Here is a 17,461-nt window from a genome sequence, read left to right as displayed (position 1 = left end):
TCACCTGCGCATTCCGCCACCTTATTGTGCCCGCAGGTTAAAAGAACATACTTTCTGCGCAGGCTTGTTTCGGTCTCTCTATAAGCGTTGGCTTCTCTGGATGCAGTCTCGCCATTGACGATGTAGCTGCACGGCGTAGTTGACAAGCACATGGCCATTCGGTCATGTAGTACGCCACACGAGATATTCACGTTCTAATAGCAGCTTTACGCCCATGGACAAGCAGTAACGGACTGCCTGAACCGATACCTCTTAAGCTGTAAAGGCTCTAGACGTGTATGTCACGGCTGGTAAAGCCATTGCCGTTTCTTGCCTGGCCATCAGAGCAGGAGCAAGAAGCCGCTTTGGAACTGGCTACGGTTAACGGTTGTAATGACGTAAGTGAACTTAGATCATTCTATACACTTGTAAGGCGAGGCTGGATTGATCCCGACAGGTGTATCAAGGGATCAATCCAGTAGAGGGTGTACTTACATATCAAAGGCGAATGGAAGCACAATCATGTCGCGGATAGTGACGTTACGTGGTCGCGTCAGTATGTACATGAGGGCATCTGCAACTTCCTTGGGCTCGATGATACTGCCGCTTTCCTTGGCTTTCCTGAGGTTCTCCTCTGGCCAGTCAGCCAGCAAGGCGCTCAGAACGGGGCCAGGAGAAACCGCCGAGACGCGAACACCGTGCTTGTTGACCTGAAGCCGTACAGTCTGGACAAAGCAGTTCATCGCCCACTTGGACATGGCATAGACCGGCTCCCAAGACGCGGGGAAATGGCCTGCAACTGACCCGGTCACCACGATATCTCCAGTGCCGCGCTCAATCATATGCGGAAGCACATCGTGGACATTCTTCATCACTGCATTGACGTTGAGGTTGAGCATGCAATCGATGCCTGCCGAGTTTGCTTCCAAGAGGTCCCCACCGATATAACTACCCGCATTGGCATAGAAAATATCGAGCTGCCCCACCTTTTCCAGGCCATTTGGCAAAAGCGAGGCACAACTCTCTGGATTGAGCAGATCGATCACTAGAGAAATCGCTGAGTCGCCTGTGCCGCCAGCCACAGATGCCAAACGGTTACGTGATATTGTAACGCTTTAGGTGGAATAGGTAATAATTCTCTGATGTTAATCCCAGGGAACTATTATCCAGCCAGTGATGATTGAGCCCATGCGGACATTTGCAGCAAAGCATGTTTATTTCAGACCCTGGGCAGTGGCAAGCTAACCTGAAAGGCTCTACCGTGATATTGGTTCAACTTATGTTCCGAAGGGTTATTGAACCGGTAGCAAGAGCAACGGTAACTAGCTGATCCCGTACCGCTGCAGTACGCTGTAAGGTCTGCATGCTTGTACATTGATAAAATCAAAACAGCATGTGTCACAGACTTTTCCAGATAAATCCAAGCGCTCCAAAAAGACTTAGCGGTTTAACTCTGAAATTTTCCAATAACCCTAATTGAAAATCGACCCATGCGCCGTATTAGAGTGCTTTTTGTCATTATTATCATAGGGTTAGTAGGCGCAGGCCTGTATTTCCAGCATTCGCCCCCCTCTGAGCAATCATCCTCTACACCCACTATCGTACCAGTGGTGACCCAGACCGTTGAGCGTCGGGATGTCCCTGTACTTTTGCGAGCCTTAGGTCATGTCAGACCGTTGAGTAATATCGAGGTCCGCCCTCAGGTCGAGGGCCTGCTTGTCTCTCTGCCGGTAAGGGAAGGACAACGGGTCCGCAAAGGCGATCTGCTGGCGCAAATCGATGATCGTGCGATACGTGCCAATGTGCGTCAGGTTGAGGCCGAGCGGGATGTAACACGTGCCGAGCTGGATATCGCTCGTACGGACCTGCGCCGCTATCAGGGGCTTGTAAGGGATCATGCAGCGCCTGCACAGACGCTGGATCAACAGAAGGCACTAGTCGCACAACTGGAGGCTACGCTGGATCTACGAGAAGCCGCTGTGGCAGCCGGCAAGGTCCAACTGTCCTATACGCGGCTTTACTCTCCTATCGAAGGCCGGGTAGGGATTCGTAATACGTTCGAAGGCAGCCTCGTCCGTGCCAGCGACACGACAAGCCTGTTTTCGATTGTGCAAACCAACCCGATCAGCATCGAGGCGAGCCTACCGCAGTCGCGCCTGCCCGACCTGCAGCGCATGCTGGCGCAAAAAAACGAAGCGCCGGTGCGCGCCTACTATGAGGCTGGTGGTGCGCTTATTGCCGAAGGGAAACTCTCGCTTATCGATAACCGAGTAGATGAAAGCACCGGCACCCTTCGAGTAAAAGCATTGTTCGCCAATGGCGATGAACATCTATGGCCCGATCAATCCGTCGTAGTGACGTTTCAATCCCAACTGCTCAAGAATGCACTGGTCATCACCTCACAAGCCATCCGGCAAGGTGCGGAGGGTACCTTTGTGTGGCGTGTGGAACATGGCAAAGCTACACCGGTTACCGTAAAGCTTATACATGACGCCGATGGGCTGGCGGTTGTCGAAGGGCTACAGGTGGGTGATCAGGTCGTTGTCGATGGCCAGTCGAGACTTCGTCCAGGCACAGAAGTCAAGTCAACTCAAGGCACGGAGCCGGTTGAAGGTAATCGCTTATGAAGAGCCGTAACCTTTATGCCTTGTGTATCAATCATCCCATCGGCACTGTGCTGCTGGTAATCGCACTGATCCTATGCGGCATCCTGGCGTTTAATCGCCTGGCTGTCGCCCCGCTCCCGGAAGTGGACGCGCCGACCATCGAGATCGAAGCCGACATGCCGGGAGCCAGTGCCGAGACGATGGCATCCTCTGTAGCTACGCCCTTGGAGACACAGCTCAGCTCCATTCCCGGCATTGCCGACATCTCATCCACAAGCTCACTGGGTCAGACCCAAATCGTTCTGGAGTTTATCCTCGACAAGAATATCGACGTGGCAGCCCAGGAAGTGCAAGCGGCGATCAACGCGGCCTCCTCACGACTGCCGGCCGATTTGCCCAGTTTGCCTACATGGCGCAAGATCAATCCGGCCGATACTCCCATCCTGATCCTGTCGGTTACCTCGAAGACGCTTTCACCTTATGAGGTCAGCGATCTGACCGAAACATCATTGTCGCGTCAGCTCAGCCAGATCAATGGTGTCGGAATGATTCGTCTGAATGGTCTGCAGCGTCCGGCCATTCGTATTCAGGCCCGACCTGAATTGCTGGCAGCCGCAGGCGTCACCCTGGCGGATGTACGCACCGCCATTCAGAACGCAAGCGGTAACCAGCCTAAGGGAGCCCTGGTAGGTACCTACCGCCTTTCTACCCTGGAAACCAATGGCCAGCTTTTTTCCGCCGCTAATTACGCCGACGTAGTAGTAGCGTATCGCCAGGGAGCGCCGGTACGCGTGGGTGATGTCGCCAAGGTTAGCCAAAGTGGTGAGAATGAATACACCCAAGCCAACATGAATGGTTCGACGGGTGTAGCCATCGTTATCCGCCGCCAACCGGGTGCGAATATTGTTACAACCGTGGATGCCATCAAGACAGCTTTGCCCTCGTTGACCGCCGCTTTACCGGCGGATCTTCATGTACAGGTCCTGAATGACCGCACCCGAACGATCCGTGCTTCGCTACACGAGGCTGAGCTGACGCTTGCGATTGCCGTCGCACTGGTTATCGCCGTGATGGCGTTGTTTCTCAGGCAATGGTCGGCAACGTTGGTAGTTTTTGCGGTCCTGAGTACCTCCGTCATAGGTACATGCGCGGCCATGTACCTGGCCGGTTTTACGCTCAACAACCTGACGCTGGTAGCCATCATCGTCGCCGTGGGCTTTATCGTGGATGATGCCATCGTGGTGGTGGAAAACATCCATCGGCACCTGGAGGCCGGTGCGAGCCGGTATGAGGCGGCGTTACGGGGCGTTCAGGAAATCGGTTTCACTGTTGTCTCAATCAGCCTTTCGCTGGTTGCCGTGCTGATTCCGCTACTGTTCATGGGTGGCTATGTGGGCCGGCTGTTTCAGGAGTTCGCCCTGACGACGGCCGCGGCGATCCTCATTTCCGTGGTGGTCTGCCTGACCCTCGCTCCAACCCTGGCTGCCCTGTTCATGAATCCCTTGCCAGACCATTCAGGACATGGCCGCCTCATGAGCATGCTCATTGGCCGTTATGAAATCGCTCTGAACTGGGTGCTTGATCATCAACGCCTGACATTGGCCGCTTTCGTGGCCATCATTCTGCTAAACATCGCAGGCTTGGTATTGTTGCCCAAGGGTTTTTTCCCGCTGCAGGATACCGGCTTTCTGGCCGGCACCACTCAAGCCAGTGCCGATATCTCGTTTGACGCAATGAAAGCCAAACAACGTCAGCTCAATGCAATCCTTGCAAGCGATCCAGACATCATCGCCTACACCACCGACGTGGGTAATGATGGCAGCTATAGCATCGGTGGGGTTTCCGTCGTACTCAGCGATCCGGATAAACGCACCGCGTCAGCCCAGCAGATCATCGATCGCCTGCGGCCGCAGCTGGCCGAGATCCCCGATCTACGCGTTACCCTGCGCGCCGCTCAGGATATCAATATCGGTGCCCGCGCCTCCCGGGCCCAATACCAGTACGTGTTGCGTGCCCATTCGCTGGAAGAGTTGGCCACCTGGACTCCACAGTTGACCGAGCGTTTACTGCGCAGTCCGCTGTTCCGCGATGTAAACAACGACCTGCTGTTTGATGCCTCGCTCAGCCCCATCAGGATTGATCGGGAAGCGGCGGCGCGCTATGGCTTCTCTGCTCGCGATGTTGACAACGCCTTGTACGATGCGTTTGGGCAGCGTCAGATCAATGAAATGCAGACCGCCTCCAACCAGTACAAAGTAGTGCTCGAGCTAAGCCGGGATCAGCGTCGTCAGATAGAAAGCCTTGACCTCTTCCAGCTGCGCTCACCTCTAACGGGGCAGTTGGTACCCTTGGGTGCCTTTACGGATACCCAGCCCCGTAAGCCCGCTCCGGTCAGCATTAACCACAGTGGCATGCTGCCTTCGGCCAACCTGTCATTCAACCTGGCCCCTGGCGTCGCGCTGGGCGATGCGGTTACCGCACTGCAACAGATCCAGCAGGAGTTGGGTATGCCGACCGGCATCACGGGCACGTTCAAGGGAGCGGCCCAGGCCTTTCAGCAAACGCTCGCCTCGCAGCCCTTGCTGATCCTGTCGGCGCTGGTAGCCGTCTACATTATCCTCGGCGTGCTCTATGAGAGCTTCATCCACCCTCTTACGATCCTCTCCACCATTCCTTCGGCGGGCATTGGCGCCCTGCTGCTGCTCTGGCTCTGGGGAATGAATTTTTCGATCATGGCGCTGATCGGCCTCATTCTGCTGATCGGGATCGTCAAAAAGAACGGTATTCTCCTGATCGACTTCGCCCTGCAGGCACAGAGCGACCAGGGGCTGGCACCACGCGAAGCCATTCATCAAGCCTGCCTGACCCGTTTCCGCCCTATCCTGATGACAACCCTGGCGGCTTTATTCGGAGCAGTACCACTGGTGCTTGCCTTTGGTACCGGGGCAGAGCTTCGCCAGCCGCTAGGTGTTGCCATCATCGGTGGGTTGCTGTTTAGCCAGGTGCTGACCTTGCTAACCACACCTGTGATTTACCTGATGATGGATCGACACTTTGTCAGCCGTCAGTCTTTCCTTCAAGAGAATAAGGCATGAAACGTATCGCCTGGGTTGTGGGCTGCCTAGTCTTGAGTATTGGCGGTTGTGCTATTTCGCCAGCGCCGCCTGCTTCTCCGGCCGAGGGTGTCGCCATACAAGGCCTGCCCCTGCGCTGGTGGGAGGGATTCCAGGACCCTGCGCTCGATCGTCTGGTCACGCTCGCGCTAGATAACAACCTTGATCTGAAGAGTGCCATTCAGCGCATACGCGAGCAACGAGCACTTCGCCGTCAGAGCTCCAGCGCTCTGTTTCCTATCTTGCGTGGGACGGGTTCAGCCGAGGCAAGCCACAACGCGAGCGATGGCGCCGACCAGAGTTATCTATATGGCGTGGACCTGACCTGGGAAATCGACCTGTTCGGTCGATTACGTGCACAGACCCGAGCCGCCGAAGCTAACATGCAAGCCACTGCAGCCGACTATCAGGCTCTGCGCGTTAGCCTGGTTGCCGATGTGATATCTACATATTTGCGCTATCGCCTCGCACGAGAGGAAGAAACCATCGCCCAGCAGGCTGCTGACAACCAGCAACAGACGGCTAACATCACGCGTATCCGCTTCAAGGGCGGTACGGCCAGCGGCTTTGATGTAGAACGCCTGGAAGCACAGGTCAACATTACCCGAGCCACGATTCCGGCTGCCCGGGAGCAGGCCGAGTCCTCCCGGTATGGGCTGGCCTATCTGCTCAATCGGGATCAGACAGAGATCGACTCGATCCTTGCCCAGGCCGTTACGCCAAAGCAGCCTCTCATGCCAGACGTCACGGCGCTTATGGCCTTGCCTGCCACGAGCCTGCGTAACCGCCCCGACGTATACGCAACGGAGCTGCGTCTTCAGGCGTCGACAGCCGAACTGGATGCAGCCAAGGCACTACGTTATCCGCAGTTGACGCTAGGTGCGCTGGTGGGTTTTGAGCAGGGGTCAGGAACACCAGCCTGGTCGATCAGCGGCCAGGTCTTTCAACCCCTTGTCAATTTCGGACAGATTCGTGCCGCCATCGAGGCCAGCGATGCCCGTCAGCAGCAAGCCTGGCTGACCTATCAAGCCGCTCTGCTACAGGCGCTGCGGGAAGTTCGTAGCGCCCTTGCCTCTTATGGACAAGGGATGGAGCGGCAGCAGCTTTTGGCGCTAGCTACCCACTCGGCAGCCAACGCCCGCGCTCTGGCGCGTCGCCAATATGAAGCTGGTACGGTATCGCTTATCGAAGTGTTAGACGCTGAACGTGTCTACTTTGATGCCCGTCTTGACCAGGTTCAAGCAACCACCGACGTCCTGTTAAAGTGGACAGAAATCTTTCGCACGCTCGGTTTATCACCTCCTGCATGAATTGGTTATCCTGGCCCAGACCGATTGCCATTGGCAACCGCTGCCTCGCATTGGCTATTTGAGCCAAAGCACTTCCTCATACCTCTTGGATGACCTTTACACTTAGTTGCTATTAGAGGTTACATAAAGAAACGCCATAACTATAGTCCTATATCCGTAGAAGGGGCATGAATCACACTGTGAGTGCTCAGGTAGAAAGGACAGCGTCCGGCAGAGCCGGACATGCGTCAGGGTTATTGAGCCTGTTCGTTTGAGGCCTGGGCAGCATCAATCAGGTCTGTACCAATTTCGCCTTCAAACTTCTTCCAGACCGGCTTCATGGTTTCGCGCCATTTTTCGCGCTGCTCACGCGTTAATGAGACCACCTGGCTGGTTTTGGAGTCGATGATTTTCTGCTTGGCACTCTGGTTTAACGCTTCGGCCTGCCGGTTTACCTCAAGCGTAACTTCAGCCACAATCTTTTCCAGCTCATTGCGCACCTCCGGCGTCAGCCCCTTCCAAAATGAGGCGTTGGTGATGACCATGTAGTCGATCAGACCATGGTTTGATTCTGTAAAGAATGGCTGGACCTCATTGACCTTTTGGCTCTCATAGTTGGACCAGGTGTTTTCAGTGCCATTGACCACACCGGTCTGAAGTCCCTGATACACCTCGGCAAAGCTCATCTTTCGGGGGTTGGCGCGCAACACCTTGAATTGCTCTTCAAGCACACTGGAGGCCTGCACACGAAATTTAAGGCCACGCGCATCTTTAGGTTCAACCATCCTCTTGTTGGCCGAGAGTTGCTTAAGTCCATTATGCCAATAGGCTAGCCCCAGGATATTCTTGTCCTGCATCGCTAAAAGCAACTCCTTCCCCTTTCCGGCCTGGAAGTGATCGACTGCCTCCAAGTTGTCGAACAGAAAAGGTAAGTCGTAGATCTGGATCTTTTTGTTGTATTGCTCGAACTTGGCAAGCGACGGCGCAAGCATCTGTACGTCACCCAGCAGTAACGCCTCCATTTCCTTGCCATCGCCAAACAGGGAGGAATTCGGATAGACCTCCACTCGTACCTTGCCAGCCAGACGCTCCTCGGCCAGCTTCTTGAACAGCAAGGCGCCCTGTCCCTTCGGCGTATTGTCAGCAACCACGTGGGCAAACTTGATCGTGATGGGCTCGGCGGCCTGAGCCAGACCAGCCGTTGCAAGTAGAGTGGCGCAAAGAAGTACCCGGGTAAATGTGAGCATAGCCATTTTCCTTTTGTTGTTGTCATCGGTCCGCAGAATGCGAACGGCCTTTTTTCAGGAGAATCTGCTTGTCGCCAGGCGCATTGGAGAGTTGAACGCTAATCTGCCTGTCGGAGGCCTTGAAGCAGACGTCGAGCTTTCTTGATTACAGGCGCATCAATCATCTTGCCCTCCAGGCGTATGGCGCCTTCGCCGGAACGCGCCGCTTCCATTACCCGTCTTGCCCATTCGATCTCATCGGCACTGGGCTGAAATATCTGATGCACAGTGTCCACCTGGGTGGGATGGATACACAGCAAACCGCCAAACCCCATGTCCCGGGCGTTTATTGCAGCACTCGCAAGCCCCTCGGTATTGCCAATATCAGCAAATACCGTATCCAACGGAGGCGCCAGCGCCCTGCCTATTGAATGAACCAGCAGCGAGTAACGGACCTGATCAAACACCTTTTCCATGCCTTCCCCCGCCTCCCTTAACCCCAGATCAACGGCCAGGTCCAGAGCACCAAACGTCAATCGTTCAACGCCTGCGCTTGCGGCAATTTCAGGGAGCGCCAGAAGGCCACGGGCAGTCTCAATAAGGGGCCAGACGGGTTTACCGGTGGTGGCCAGTGCCTGGACCTGGGCTGCGCTTTCGGTCTTGGGAAGAACAATTGCTGCCACTGCAGCGTGAGCAGAGCAAAACCTGATATCCGCTTCCTGTTCAATATGACCCGGTGCATTGATGCGCACCGCTATCCTGACGTCCTGGTTCTCGAGCAGAAATTTTTCTAGGTTGTGGCGAGCCTGGACCTTGTGGTGCTCCTCTACCGCATCTTCGAAATCGACGATTACGCAATCTGCACCCGCTGCCAAGGCCTTGCTATAGCGCTCAGGACGACTGCCAGGAACAAACAGGGCGCTTCTTACCGGACCTGTCGAGAAGGGATTCATAGTGTCCCTGCCTGCTTGAGCTGGTCGATGGCCTGGCTCGTGAAACCAAGTTCGGCAAGAATCGTCTCGCTGTGCTCTCCCAGGGCCGGTATGGGATCCATACGTGCAGTGAATGCGTTGTTGGTAGCAGGAGGCAATAGTGCGGGCAGTCTCCCTCTGGGGCTGTCTACCTCCACCCAGCGATGGCGTGCACGCAACTGTGGATGAGCCCATACACCATGCATGTCATTGACCTTGGCATTGGCAATCTGCGCATCTTCCAGGCGCTCAAGAATCTGCTCAGCACTAAGCTGTGCAAAGGTCCCAACAATAATGTCTCGTAGCGATTGCCGATTGGCTGTGCGCCGGTAGTTGGCGGAAAATCGCTCGTCGGCCTGAAGCTCTGGCTGGCGCAGTACCTTTTCACAAAACGCCGCCCATTCCCGCTCGTTCTGTAGACCCAGCATAACGGTCCCACCCTCTGCGCAGGGAAAAGGGCCATAGGGGTAGATGGTGGAGTGAGACGCGCCCGCCCGTGGCGGTGGTTCGGCGCCTTCGTACGCGTAGTACATGGGGTACCCCATCCACTCCACGAGACTTTCCAGCATGCTGACATCCACTTGGCTGCCTTTGCCTGTACGCTCACGCAGCAGCAGCGCCGAGAGAATCCCGCTGAACGCATACATGCCAGCCGCGATATCAGCAATGGAACAGCCTGCCTTGGCAATTTCGTCCTCTCCAGGTCCGCCTGTTACCGACAGAAAGCCGCCTTCGCCCTGGATCAAAAGATCATAGGCCTTCTTGTCCTCATAAGGCCCGCCGGCGCCATAGCCAGAGATATCGCACACGATGAGCCGTGGATATTGCCCATGCAGCGCCTCAAAACTTAATCCAGCACGCGCCGCTGCGCCCGGTGCAAGGTTTTGTACCAGTACGTCCGCCTTTGCCAGTAGAGCCTCGAGAACCTGACTTGCGCCCTCCGCCTTGAGGTCAAGACTCAAGCTCTCCTTGGAGCGATTGGTCCATACAAAGTGCGAGGCAAGACCATTAGTACGGGTGTCATAGCCGCGGGCAAAATCTCCGACACCGGGCCGCTCGACCTTTATTACGCGTGCGCCCATGTCCGCAAGTTGCCGGGTGCAGAAGGGAGCTGCGATGGCGTGCTCCAGACTCACCACAGTAACGCCATCCAGGGGACGCTCTTGGTTGGTAGCCATAGTCAGTACCTCGTCAGGACAGAGAGATCGGAGCGGTCGCGTATCGACCATACGGCCTGGATCAAAGCCTCCGCCTGATCTGGCGTCCGTGCGCCAGAGAACCTGACCAGGCGACGAAACTTCTCCTCAAGCTCTGGACGTGAAAGCGTATTGCCGGGATCCCCCTTGGGATCATCGACAGCCGTGTGCAAGACGCGCCCATCGTTCGTGCTAACCGTTACCCTTCCCAACCAACGCGCAGGATAGGCATCGTCGACCTCGGGGCTTAAAACCATGTCTACCTTTTCACCAAAGGCTTTTACGGCAGGGTCTGCCAGGGCATAGGAGTGAAACTCGGTAAGTCCGGCCTTGCCATGCACGGCAATCAACCCTAATACCGTACCCATATGGAATTTTGCCTGGTGCACTGTTTGCGGTCTTACGACACGTCCCAGGACATCGATAGCCCCCTGGTGAACATGTGCTGCCACCCCGGATATGTGGTTATGAGCAAGGCTTTCGCGCTGCATTAACGCCAGCAGGGCATCCGCGGCAGGATGCGTGTGACGGCAAGAGGCGTGGAACTTGAAGGAGGTTTCTGCAATAGCCCAACGGCTGCCGAGCCGGTCTGCCAGCCTGGCTGGATTGGCATCCGTAGACATTCCGGCTGCCATGCCTTGTGGCCCCTCAAGAATGTTACGTGCCCCCGTCAGGCCTTCGCGGGTCATATAGGCAGCCAGTAGCCCATCAGCGGCCGCCTTGGCCGTATGAAGCTGCTTGGAATCGGCAGCGTCCCGCAAGAACTCCCACAAACCGGCTGCCTGCGTGCCAGCATTACCCAGCAGGTGGAGGAACTGCTCCTGATCGAACCTAAACAACTTGCCTACCGCAATGGCGGCAGCCAAGGTGCCTACCGTTGCAGTGGTGTGAAAAATCCTATAGTGCGAACGACCTAGGAATTCTCCGATCCGAATACCGGCCTCATACCCTGCAATCGACGCCAGCAGCAGCTCACGCCCTGTATATCCACCCTCTTGGGCAGCTGCCAGTGCGGCCGGAAACACGACGGTAGCAGGATGCAGTACCGAGCTGTTGTGCAAGTCGTCCTGCTCCACCAGATGGGAAGACGCGGCGTTGACCAGAGCGGCAAAATAAGCCGATGTGCCCTTACCGTTAACCAGTATTCTCGCTGCTCCTTCGCCTGGGCCCATAATTTCAGCATATCGCTCAAACAGCGGAATCGGGTGAGCCCCCTGGCTTGCCAGGGCGGAACCCAGCCAGTCCAGCAGTAACGCCTCGGTGCGCTCAAGGACTGGCTCGGGAATGTGCTCATAGGCAAGGTCGGCAAGAAAACTGGCCAGTGCTTGGGTATGGCTCATGGTCAGTTCCTTAGAAACTACGCGGCAGCTCAAGCAAGTGCTCGGCTACGTAGGAAAGAATGAGGTTTGTCGAGATAGGTGCAACCTGATAGAGCCGTGTCTCGCGAAATTTACGCTCTATATCGTACTCAGAGGCAAACCCGAAACCGCCATGGGTTTGCAGGCAGGCATTGGCTGCCTCCCAGGAAGCCTTGGCCGCCAGGTATTTGGCCATATTGGCGCTTGCACCGGCGTTAAGGCCGCGGTCATATTGCTTGCAGGCACGCCAGCGCATCAGGTCGGCTGCTTCGATTTCGATATGCGCCTCTGCAATAGGAAACTGCACACCCTGGTTTTGGCCGATAGGCCGGCCAAATACCACCCGATCCCGGGCGTAAGCGCATGCTTTCTCGATAAACCAGCGACCATCACCAATGCATTCCGCAGCAATAAGTGTACGTTCTGCGTTGAGCCCATCAAGGATGTACCTAAACCCCTTGCCCTCCTCGCCGATAAGGTTTTCAGCGGGTATCTCAAGATTGTCGAAAAACAGCTCGTTGGTCTCATGGTTAACCATATTGGGAATTGGCCGGACAGTCAGGCCTCTGCCGATGGCCTCTCGCAGGTCAACGATAAAAATGGACATTCCCTCTGACTTCTTCGTGACGTCAGCCAGCGCGGTGGTACGTGCCAGCAGGATCATGAGATCCGAGTGCTGGATGCGGGAGATCCAGACCTTCTGGCCATTGATCACATATTTATCGCCCCGCCTGACGGCGGTGGTCTTGATCTTGGTGGTATCCGTACCTGTAGTGGGCTCGGTCACGCCCATGGACTGAAGGCGCAGCTCACCACTGGCAAGCCTGGGCAGGTATCTTTGCTTTTGCTCTTCACTGCCATGCTTAAGCAAGGTAAACATGTTGTACATCTGCCCATGTACAGTCCCAGAGTTACCACCGCTGTGATTGACTTCCTCTAGAATCACAGAAGCCTCCGAAAGCCCAAGGCCAGAGCCCCCATATTCAACTGGAATCATCGCTGCCAGCCAACCAGCCTCGGTCAGGGTTCTGACAAAGGCCTCGGGAAACCCCTTTTCCGCGTCGATTCTGCGCCAGTACGCGGCGTCGAACTCAGCACATAGCGCGCGAACGCCCTCGCGAATGGCATTGAGTTCTTCATTTCGGTTCGGGTTCATGACCTCACCTTGTTCTAATGGGACGGGTGTGTTTGCATGCCCAATCAACTCAGTCGTCGAATTCGACCTCGGCCTGTTGGACTACGCCTTGTTCATTACCTGCCCAGAGCTGCGCCTTGCCGGCAGTCTGAATGCAACCTGTCAACTCAAGAGGAGATAGCGAAACCAACGGCCTCACCCCCCGGTAAGCAAAGCGGCGAATACGCGCCTCGGGATGGGCTCGAGCAAAGGCCCGCAATGTGAGGGTGGCTATCAAGGGGCCGTGAACCACCAGGCCTGCGTAGCCTTCCGTCTCGGTAGCATAGGGATGATCATAGTGAATTCGATGACCGTTAAAGGTTACTGCCGAATAACGAAAGAGTAGGGTTGGTGTAGGTGTAACCGTCTCGCCCCATTGTCCCTTGGGTGACGGCTCGGAGCCACCTGCCTTTGGAGGATTTGGTTCGCGATACACAATGTCCTGTTCCTCGCAAATACATACCTGGCCGTTCTGAACGTACTCATGTTGCACGGTCACAAACAACAATTTGCCAGTACGCCCTGCCTTCTCCTCTATTTGCTTGATTGTGGAAACTCGGGACGCCTCACCGCCTACCCTAAGCGGCTCACGAAACTCTAGCTGTCCGCCCGCCCACATTCGATTGCGATTATCGGCAGGAGGGAGAAATCCACCTCGTGCGGGATGGCCGTCTTTTCCCAGGGCTGGCTCAGGAAGCGGTTCCTGGAAAAAGCACCACTGCCAGAGAAGCGGGAGGGCCTCACCATGAGCAGGAGTTTCTTCGCTAAAAGTCGCGGCGATTCGCTTGAGAAGGTTAGAGCTGAGCTGGTCACAGGTCTCTTCTACCCTGCCTACCCATCGGTTTAAATCTAGATCGCCCATGGCAACTCTCTCCCGCTCCGACTATGAGGTCATCATCGGAGGAGGTCTGCCGTTCTGGGAATCTACTTTTACAGAACCCTGCGTTAAGGCAGGATGAACGCTTCATTACAGTAGCGCTACTAGGGTCTCCCGTTCCGCCACGTGGGTAGAAAGATATGCATTTTGATCTTACTGATTTGCGCCTGTTTATCCATATTGCCGAAGCACCGAGCCTGACCCAGGGTGCCCGTAAGGCCTTTATTTCGCCAGCAGCTGCCAGCATGCGAATCAAGGCGTTAGAAGCTCAACTCAACAGCCACTTATTCTACAGGGACAGCAAAGGCGTAGAGCTTACTGAGGCAGGGCAGCGGCTGCTGAAGCATGCGCGCCTAATCATGCGTCAGGTCGGCTATCTAAAAGCTGAATTCACCGAGTACGGTACAGACTCGGCGGGTCATATCAGGATCTTTGCCAACACCACAGCCGTCACTGAGTTCCTACCGGAAGTGCTGGCCGGTTTTCTGGCGCAAAGACCCGGCGTAACCATTGATCTACAAGAGAGGCTTTCCCGCGATATCGTACGAGGTGTTCTGGATGGCTCAAGTGATATGGGGATCATTGCCGGGCCGGTAACGGCTACTGGATTGGAAGTTTTGCATTTCAGTACGGATAAGCTAGTGCTTGTATCGCCCAAGGACCACGAGCTGACCCAGTACACCTCGCTTACACTTCGTCAGACCTTGGGTTTTCATCATGTCGGTTTACATGAAGGCAGTACATTACAGGCATTCATGCGTGAACAGGCCGAGAAGCTAGGTGTAAATTTGCTCTGGCGTATTCAGCTCTCAAGCTTTGAATCAATCTGCCGGATGGTGGAGGCAGGAGTTGGAATCGGCGTTATCCCCGAGTCGGCTGCATTACGGCATAGTCGCACAATGAATCTTACGATTATCCCACTGGATGAGCCCTGGGCCATACGCGAGCGCAGCATTCTAATTCGACAACTGGATGCATTGCCTGGCTGTATACGGGCTTTAATCGCCACTATGACCCAGTAGTGTTTCTGATCTATCAAAGCATTCGGCTGTTGATTCCAGAAAAGTTCCTGTTTGATTTTCCTTTCTGCCACTTGCGCGAAACGGATAGCGGTTGTTTCAAAGCTAAAGGCTCATTATTAAAGGCGATTAGTATCAGGAAACAGAGCAAGGGTAGTCATGCTGTTAAAGGTTTTCACGGTGAAAACTGTGGTTTCACCCAACGGAGTGCGCTGTTATCCCAACTGTTGATCAGTCTATGTAGCACAGTCGTCTATGGAGAGCTCGTAGTCGCTTTGTGGGTTTCTATCAGTACGTACTACAGGTCTCTGCTCTAGCACATCCATGGTTCTGTTTATGGAGACTTCAGAATGATTATTGGGTTACCTGAAGTAGTGCTTTCTGTGTTTTTCCTCTCTGAGTAAAGAAAAAAATGCTCTGCGTGTTTAAACAAACAGTTTAAGAACTGTTTAGAAACAGTTTAAGTCAAAGAAACGCTGAAAAACCGTATATGAATCAATAACTTACGGCTTTACAGTGCGCGGTTATCCCAACCAGACGCGCCGTTGTCCCAATAAGCGGCGCAGCTGTCCCAAAATTTTACGCCGTTATCCCAAGACGCTGCGCTGTTATCCCATCAGTGCTGGCGCTGTTATCCCAAGCGCTGTGGATAAACTTGCTAATCCTGCTCGTTGGTTAGTTCCTTGGTCTTTTGTGGGCGGAACCATTTCACCATGAGCTGCTTCTTGCGCCCGTTGGGACGCTCATAGATATCCCATTCCCGTATAACCCCATGGCTTTCTAGTTCGGCAAGGGCGACGCGAAGCCCTCTTTCCTTGTGCTCGGCAAAATCGCGGACCCGTCCTGTACTGCCGCTCCAGTGCATAAGGTTTTCGATGGATACAAAATGGTGCTCTCCGGCCCGATGGCCACAGGCATAGTTCTGCAGCCACTTAGACAGGGCGTACCTGAGTTTTTTACGGACTTCAAAGTCGATGTATGCAATCTGGCTCTGCTGGAAGAACTTGACGATATGTGGATCCAGGGCCAGCCAGTACTCATCCTGCTTCTTGTTCCAGGCCATATCCTTGATCAGTCGCACCATAAGCCCCTGGCCCTGGTCGCTTTCGATAAACAAGGTTGCTTCCGCCAGACGACGAAGGCTGTTTTCAAGCCAGGCATAGGTATTCTGTCCGCTTGCCGAGCGGCCTATTCCCTCTAGGAACTTGGAGCGAACAAAGTGGATGACCTGACCGGCATCCTGATTTTGCGCCAGTTGAAGGGCATGCAGGAAGACATCGTTATCGGCCATGTCCAGCTGCTGCCCGGTATACAGAATGGTGAAGTCTGATCGGCTGGCCAGCTGTTGACGGTGGTGCAGCTTGCGTTTGCCACGTGCAATGCTTGCGAACAGGGTCGTCCGCGTCCAGTGATGAGGCATCGCTGATGCATATTCAGGAAAGAGCGGTAACTGTAGGTCAAGTGAGCCCTGCCCTCCCGGCTCGACCCGTAGCTCCCTGACCTCTTCGCTCGCTCTTTCGGCTTCCTCCTGGCGTGCCCGTGCTTCGGCTTCGCGCTTCTGAAGTAGCGCCTTGACGCGACTGCTGGGCGGACGTGGTGCAGATTCCTTGGTCACGTCGATGCCTCCAGCGATTCCTCTCGAGCTTCTATCACAATTTCACCATTTTCCGGCAGGATAATGCCTTCAAGGTAAAACGCCGCATCGAATGCATCCAGTGATGCGTTACGTGGGGTTGACTTGCCTTGCTCAAACAGCGCAATAGCCTTGGCAGAGACATTGGTACGGTCCGAGAGGTCCTCTCGACTCCATCCCAGCAATACCCTGGCCGCGGCATACTGCCGGCCCCTGGGAGGCTTCAGGTCTTTTTGAAGAGCGATGCCCCCGTCCTCTTTTAGCGTGACGCCTGCGACCCTAAACGCCTGTTCTATCGCTTCGAGGGTTGAGTCCCTGATGCTGGTCTTTCCTGTCTCAAAAAAGGACAGAGCCTTGGCTGACAGCTTTGCCTTTTCAGCAAGGGCTGCCTGATGCCAGCCCAGCAGTGTTCTGGCGGCAGCGCACTGGCGGCCACTTGGTGTGGTGACAGGATTACTCATAGGTCTTAATACATCCATCTACGCCAAAGGATTGCATGGCGGACATTACACAAATACGTCTGGGTCCCGGACAGGGTCCAATTGCCAGGTTCGAGTATACCAGAAAGCACTTATGCCTTCTGTATTACCAAAACTGCGCTGTTTTACCAATCTGCCTTGTTTGTAGGGGGTCTACTGTTGGCGTTTCGGACAATCCAAGCCTTTTGCGTCTTATCTGAACCTTCCTATAGCAGACTAGGAGTCTAGGAAAGCTATATATGAGGCAAAATAACCTCTCTGACTACCTTTTATGTGGCGATATCCCAAATACCCTGGAAGGGTGCCTGACCCCTGCGTAAAGGTTAAACAAAAGGTTTAATTGGTTTTGATATTACCTTTATAGACTGTTTTGGCGCTGATATACCAAGATCTCCTCAAGCCATTAACTATATTTCAAATCAGTAAGGTTATATATATTGCTTATTAGGTATCTATATTACCTTTTACATAGTGAAGAGCTAGCTCTCTTCTTTCAGCGGAACCATAGTTCGCCTCAGTATCTCTTAACAAAAGCTCTGCC

The 17,461-nt window shown here is 54.7% G+C and carries 13 protein-coding genes; 4 read left to right on the top strand and 9 right to left on the bottom strand.

Annotation, left to right across the window (positions count from 1 at the left end; genetic code table 11):
* Positions 1–470 precede the first annotated feature (470 nt).
* Positions 471–1,070: an SDR family oxidoreductase gene (locus EAW52_RS23120; RefSeq protein WP_372238871.1), complete on the bottom strand. Its 600-nt coding sequence runs from the start codon at positions 1,068–1,070 to the stop codon at positions 471–473.
* Between the two features lie 399 nt (positions 1,071–1,469).
* Here EAW52_RS23120 and EAW52_RS23115 point away from each other — a divergent pair, with 399 nt between their 5' ends.
* Genes EAW52_RS23115 through EAW52_RS23105 form a run of 3 tightly spaced genes read left to right on the top strand, consistent with a single transcriptional unit; the run spans position 1,470 to position 7,008 of the window.
* Entirely contained in the window at positions 1,470–2,606 is a 1,137-nt protein-coding gene (locus tag EAW52_RS23115) for an efflux RND transporter periplasmic adaptor subunit (RefSeq protein ID WP_122044235.1), read from the top strand.
* Complete coding sequence (locus tag EAW52_RS23110; protein WP_122044234.1) at positions 2,603–5,680, top strand: efflux RND transporter permease subunit; 3,078 nt, start codon at positions 2,603–2,605, stop codon at positions 5,678–5,680. Before EAW52_RS23115 ends, EAW52_RS23110 begins: the two co-directional genes overlap by 4 nt.
* Entirely contained in the window at positions 5,677–7,008 is a 1,332-nt protein-coding gene (locus EAW52_RS23105) for a TolC family protein (RefSeq protein ID WP_112298029.1), read from the top strand. Before EAW52_RS23110 ends, EAW52_RS23105 begins: the two co-directional genes overlap by 4 nt.
* A gap of 233 nt (positions 7,009–7,241) precedes the next feature.
* Here EAW52_RS23105 and EAW52_RS23100 read toward each other — a convergent pair whose 3' ends face one another.
* The 6 genes from EAW52_RS23100 to EAW52_RS23075 form a co-directional block, all read right to left on the bottom strand.
* Positions 7,242–8,234, bottom strand: a complete 993-nt coding sequence (locus EAW52_RS23100; protein WP_112298028.1) for a TRAP transporter substrate-binding protein — start codon at positions 8,232–8,234, stop codon at positions 7,242–7,244.
* A 98-nt stretch (positions 8,235–8,332) separates the two neighbouring features.
* A complete protein-coding gene (locus tag EAW52_RS23095; protein ID WP_122044233.1) occupies positions 8,333–9,166 on the bottom strand; it encodes a CoA ester lyase in 834 nt (277 codons plus the stop codon).
* Entirely contained in the window at positions 9,163–10,362 is a 1,200-nt protein-coding gene (locus EAW52_RS23090) for a CaiB/BaiF CoA-transferase family protein (RefSeq protein WP_122044232.1), read from the bottom strand. Before EAW52_RS23090 ends, EAW52_RS23095 begins: the two co-directional genes overlap by 4 nt.
* 2 nt (positions 10,363–10,364) lie before the next feature.
* Positions 10,365–11,720, bottom strand: a complete 1,356-nt coding sequence (locus EAW52_RS23085; protein WP_122044231.1) for an MmgE/PrpD family protein — start codon at positions 11,718–11,720, stop codon at positions 10,365–10,367.
* Positions 11,721–11,730: 10 nt separating this feature from the next.
* Positions 11,731–12,894, bottom strand: a complete 1,164-nt coding sequence (locus tag EAW52_RS23080) for an acyl-CoA dehydrogenase family protein (RefSeq protein ID WP_122044230.1) — start codon at positions 12,892–12,894, stop codon at positions 11,731–11,733.
* A 49-nt stretch (positions 12,895–12,943) separates the two neighbouring features.
* Positions 12,944–13,774, bottom strand: a complete 831-nt coding sequence (locus tag EAW52_RS23075; protein WP_122044229.1) for a MaoC family dehydratase N-terminal domain-containing protein — start codon at positions 13,772–13,774, stop codon at positions 12,944–12,946.
* 155 nt (positions 13,775–13,929) lie between these two features.
* Here EAW52_RS23075 and EAW52_RS23070 point away from each other — a divergent pair, with 155 nt between their 5' ends.
* Complete coding sequence (locus tag EAW52_RS23070) at positions 13,930–14,811, top strand: LysR substrate-binding domain-containing protein (protein WP_122044228.1); 882 nt, start codon at positions 13,930–13,932, stop codon at positions 14,809–14,811.
* A 655-nt stretch (positions 14,812–15,466) separates the two neighbouring features.
* Here the strand turns inward: EAW52_RS23070 and trfA are convergent.
* Together trfA and EAW52_RS26060 are read right to left on the bottom strand one after the other, a co-directional pair.
* Positions 15,467–16,423 (bottom strand): plasmid replication initiator TrfA, encoded by a 957-nt coding sequence (gene trfA / locus EAW52_RS23060; protein ID WP_122044226.1) that lies wholly within the window; start codon positions 16,421–16,423, stop codon positions 15,467–15,469.
* Positions 16,420–16,902 (bottom strand): helix-turn-helix transcriptional regulator, encoded by a 483-nt coding sequence (locus EAW52_RS26060; protein WP_162997700.1) that lies wholly within the window; start codon positions 16,900–16,902, stop codon positions 16,420–16,422. Before EAW52_RS26060 ends, trfA begins: the two co-directional genes overlap by 4 nt.
* Between the last annotated feature and the right edge of the window lie 559 nt (positions 16,903–17,461).

This window comes from Pseudomonas sp. LTJR-52, assembly GCF_003691465.1.
Classification (GTDB): domain Bacteria; phylum Pseudomonadota; class Gammaproteobacteria; order Pseudomonadales; family Pseudomonadaceae; genus Chryseomonas; species Chryseomonas luteola.
The sequence above is the reverse complement of the archived record's forward strand: the minus strand, read 5'-3'. Positions and strand labels throughout refer to the sequence as shown.

Coding starts and splice junctions, on each gene's coding strand:
- EAW52_RS23115 (WP_122044235.1), top strand. CDS start 1,470: ATGCGCCGTATTAGAGTGCTTTTTGTCATTATTATCATAGGGTTAGTA.
- EAW52_RS23110 (WP_122044234.1), top strand. CDS start 2,603: ATGAAGAGCCGTAACCTTTATGCCTTGTGTATCAATCATCCCATCGGC.
- EAW52_RS23105 (WP_112298029.1), top strand. CDS start 5,677: ATGAAACGTATCGCCTGGGTTGTGGGCTGCCTAGTCTTGAGTATTGGC.
- EAW52_RS23100 (WP_112298028.1), bottom strand. CDS start 8,234: ATGCTCACATTTACCCGGGTACTTCTTTGCGCCACTCTACTTGCAACG.
- EAW52_RS23095 (WP_122044233.1), bottom strand. CDS start 9,166: ATGAATCCCTTCTCGACAGGTCCGGTAAGAAGCGCCCTGTTTGTTCCT.
- EAW52_RS23090 (WP_122044232.1), bottom strand. CDS start 10,362: ATGGCTACCAACCAAGAGCGTCCCCTGGATGGCGTTACTGTGGTGAGT.
- EAW52_RS23085 (WP_122044231.1), bottom strand. CDS start 11,720: ATGAGCCATACCCAAGCACTGGCCAGTTTTCTTGCCGACCTTGCCTAT.
- EAW52_RS23080 (WP_122044230.1), bottom strand. CDS start 12,894: ATGAACCCGAACCGAAATGAAGAACTCAATGCCATTCGCGAGGGCGTT.
- EAW52_RS23075 (WP_122044229.1), bottom strand. CDS start 13,774: ATGGGCGATCTAGATTTAAACCGATGGGTAGGCAGGGTAGAAGAGACC.
- EAW52_RS23070 (WP_122044228.1), top strand. CDS start 13,930: ATGCATTTTGATCTTACTGATTTGCGCCTGTTTATCCATATTGCCGAA.
- EAW52_RS26060 (WP_162997700.1), bottom strand. CDS start 16,902: ATGAGTAATCCTGTCACCACACCAAGTGGCCGCCAGTGCGCTGCCGCC.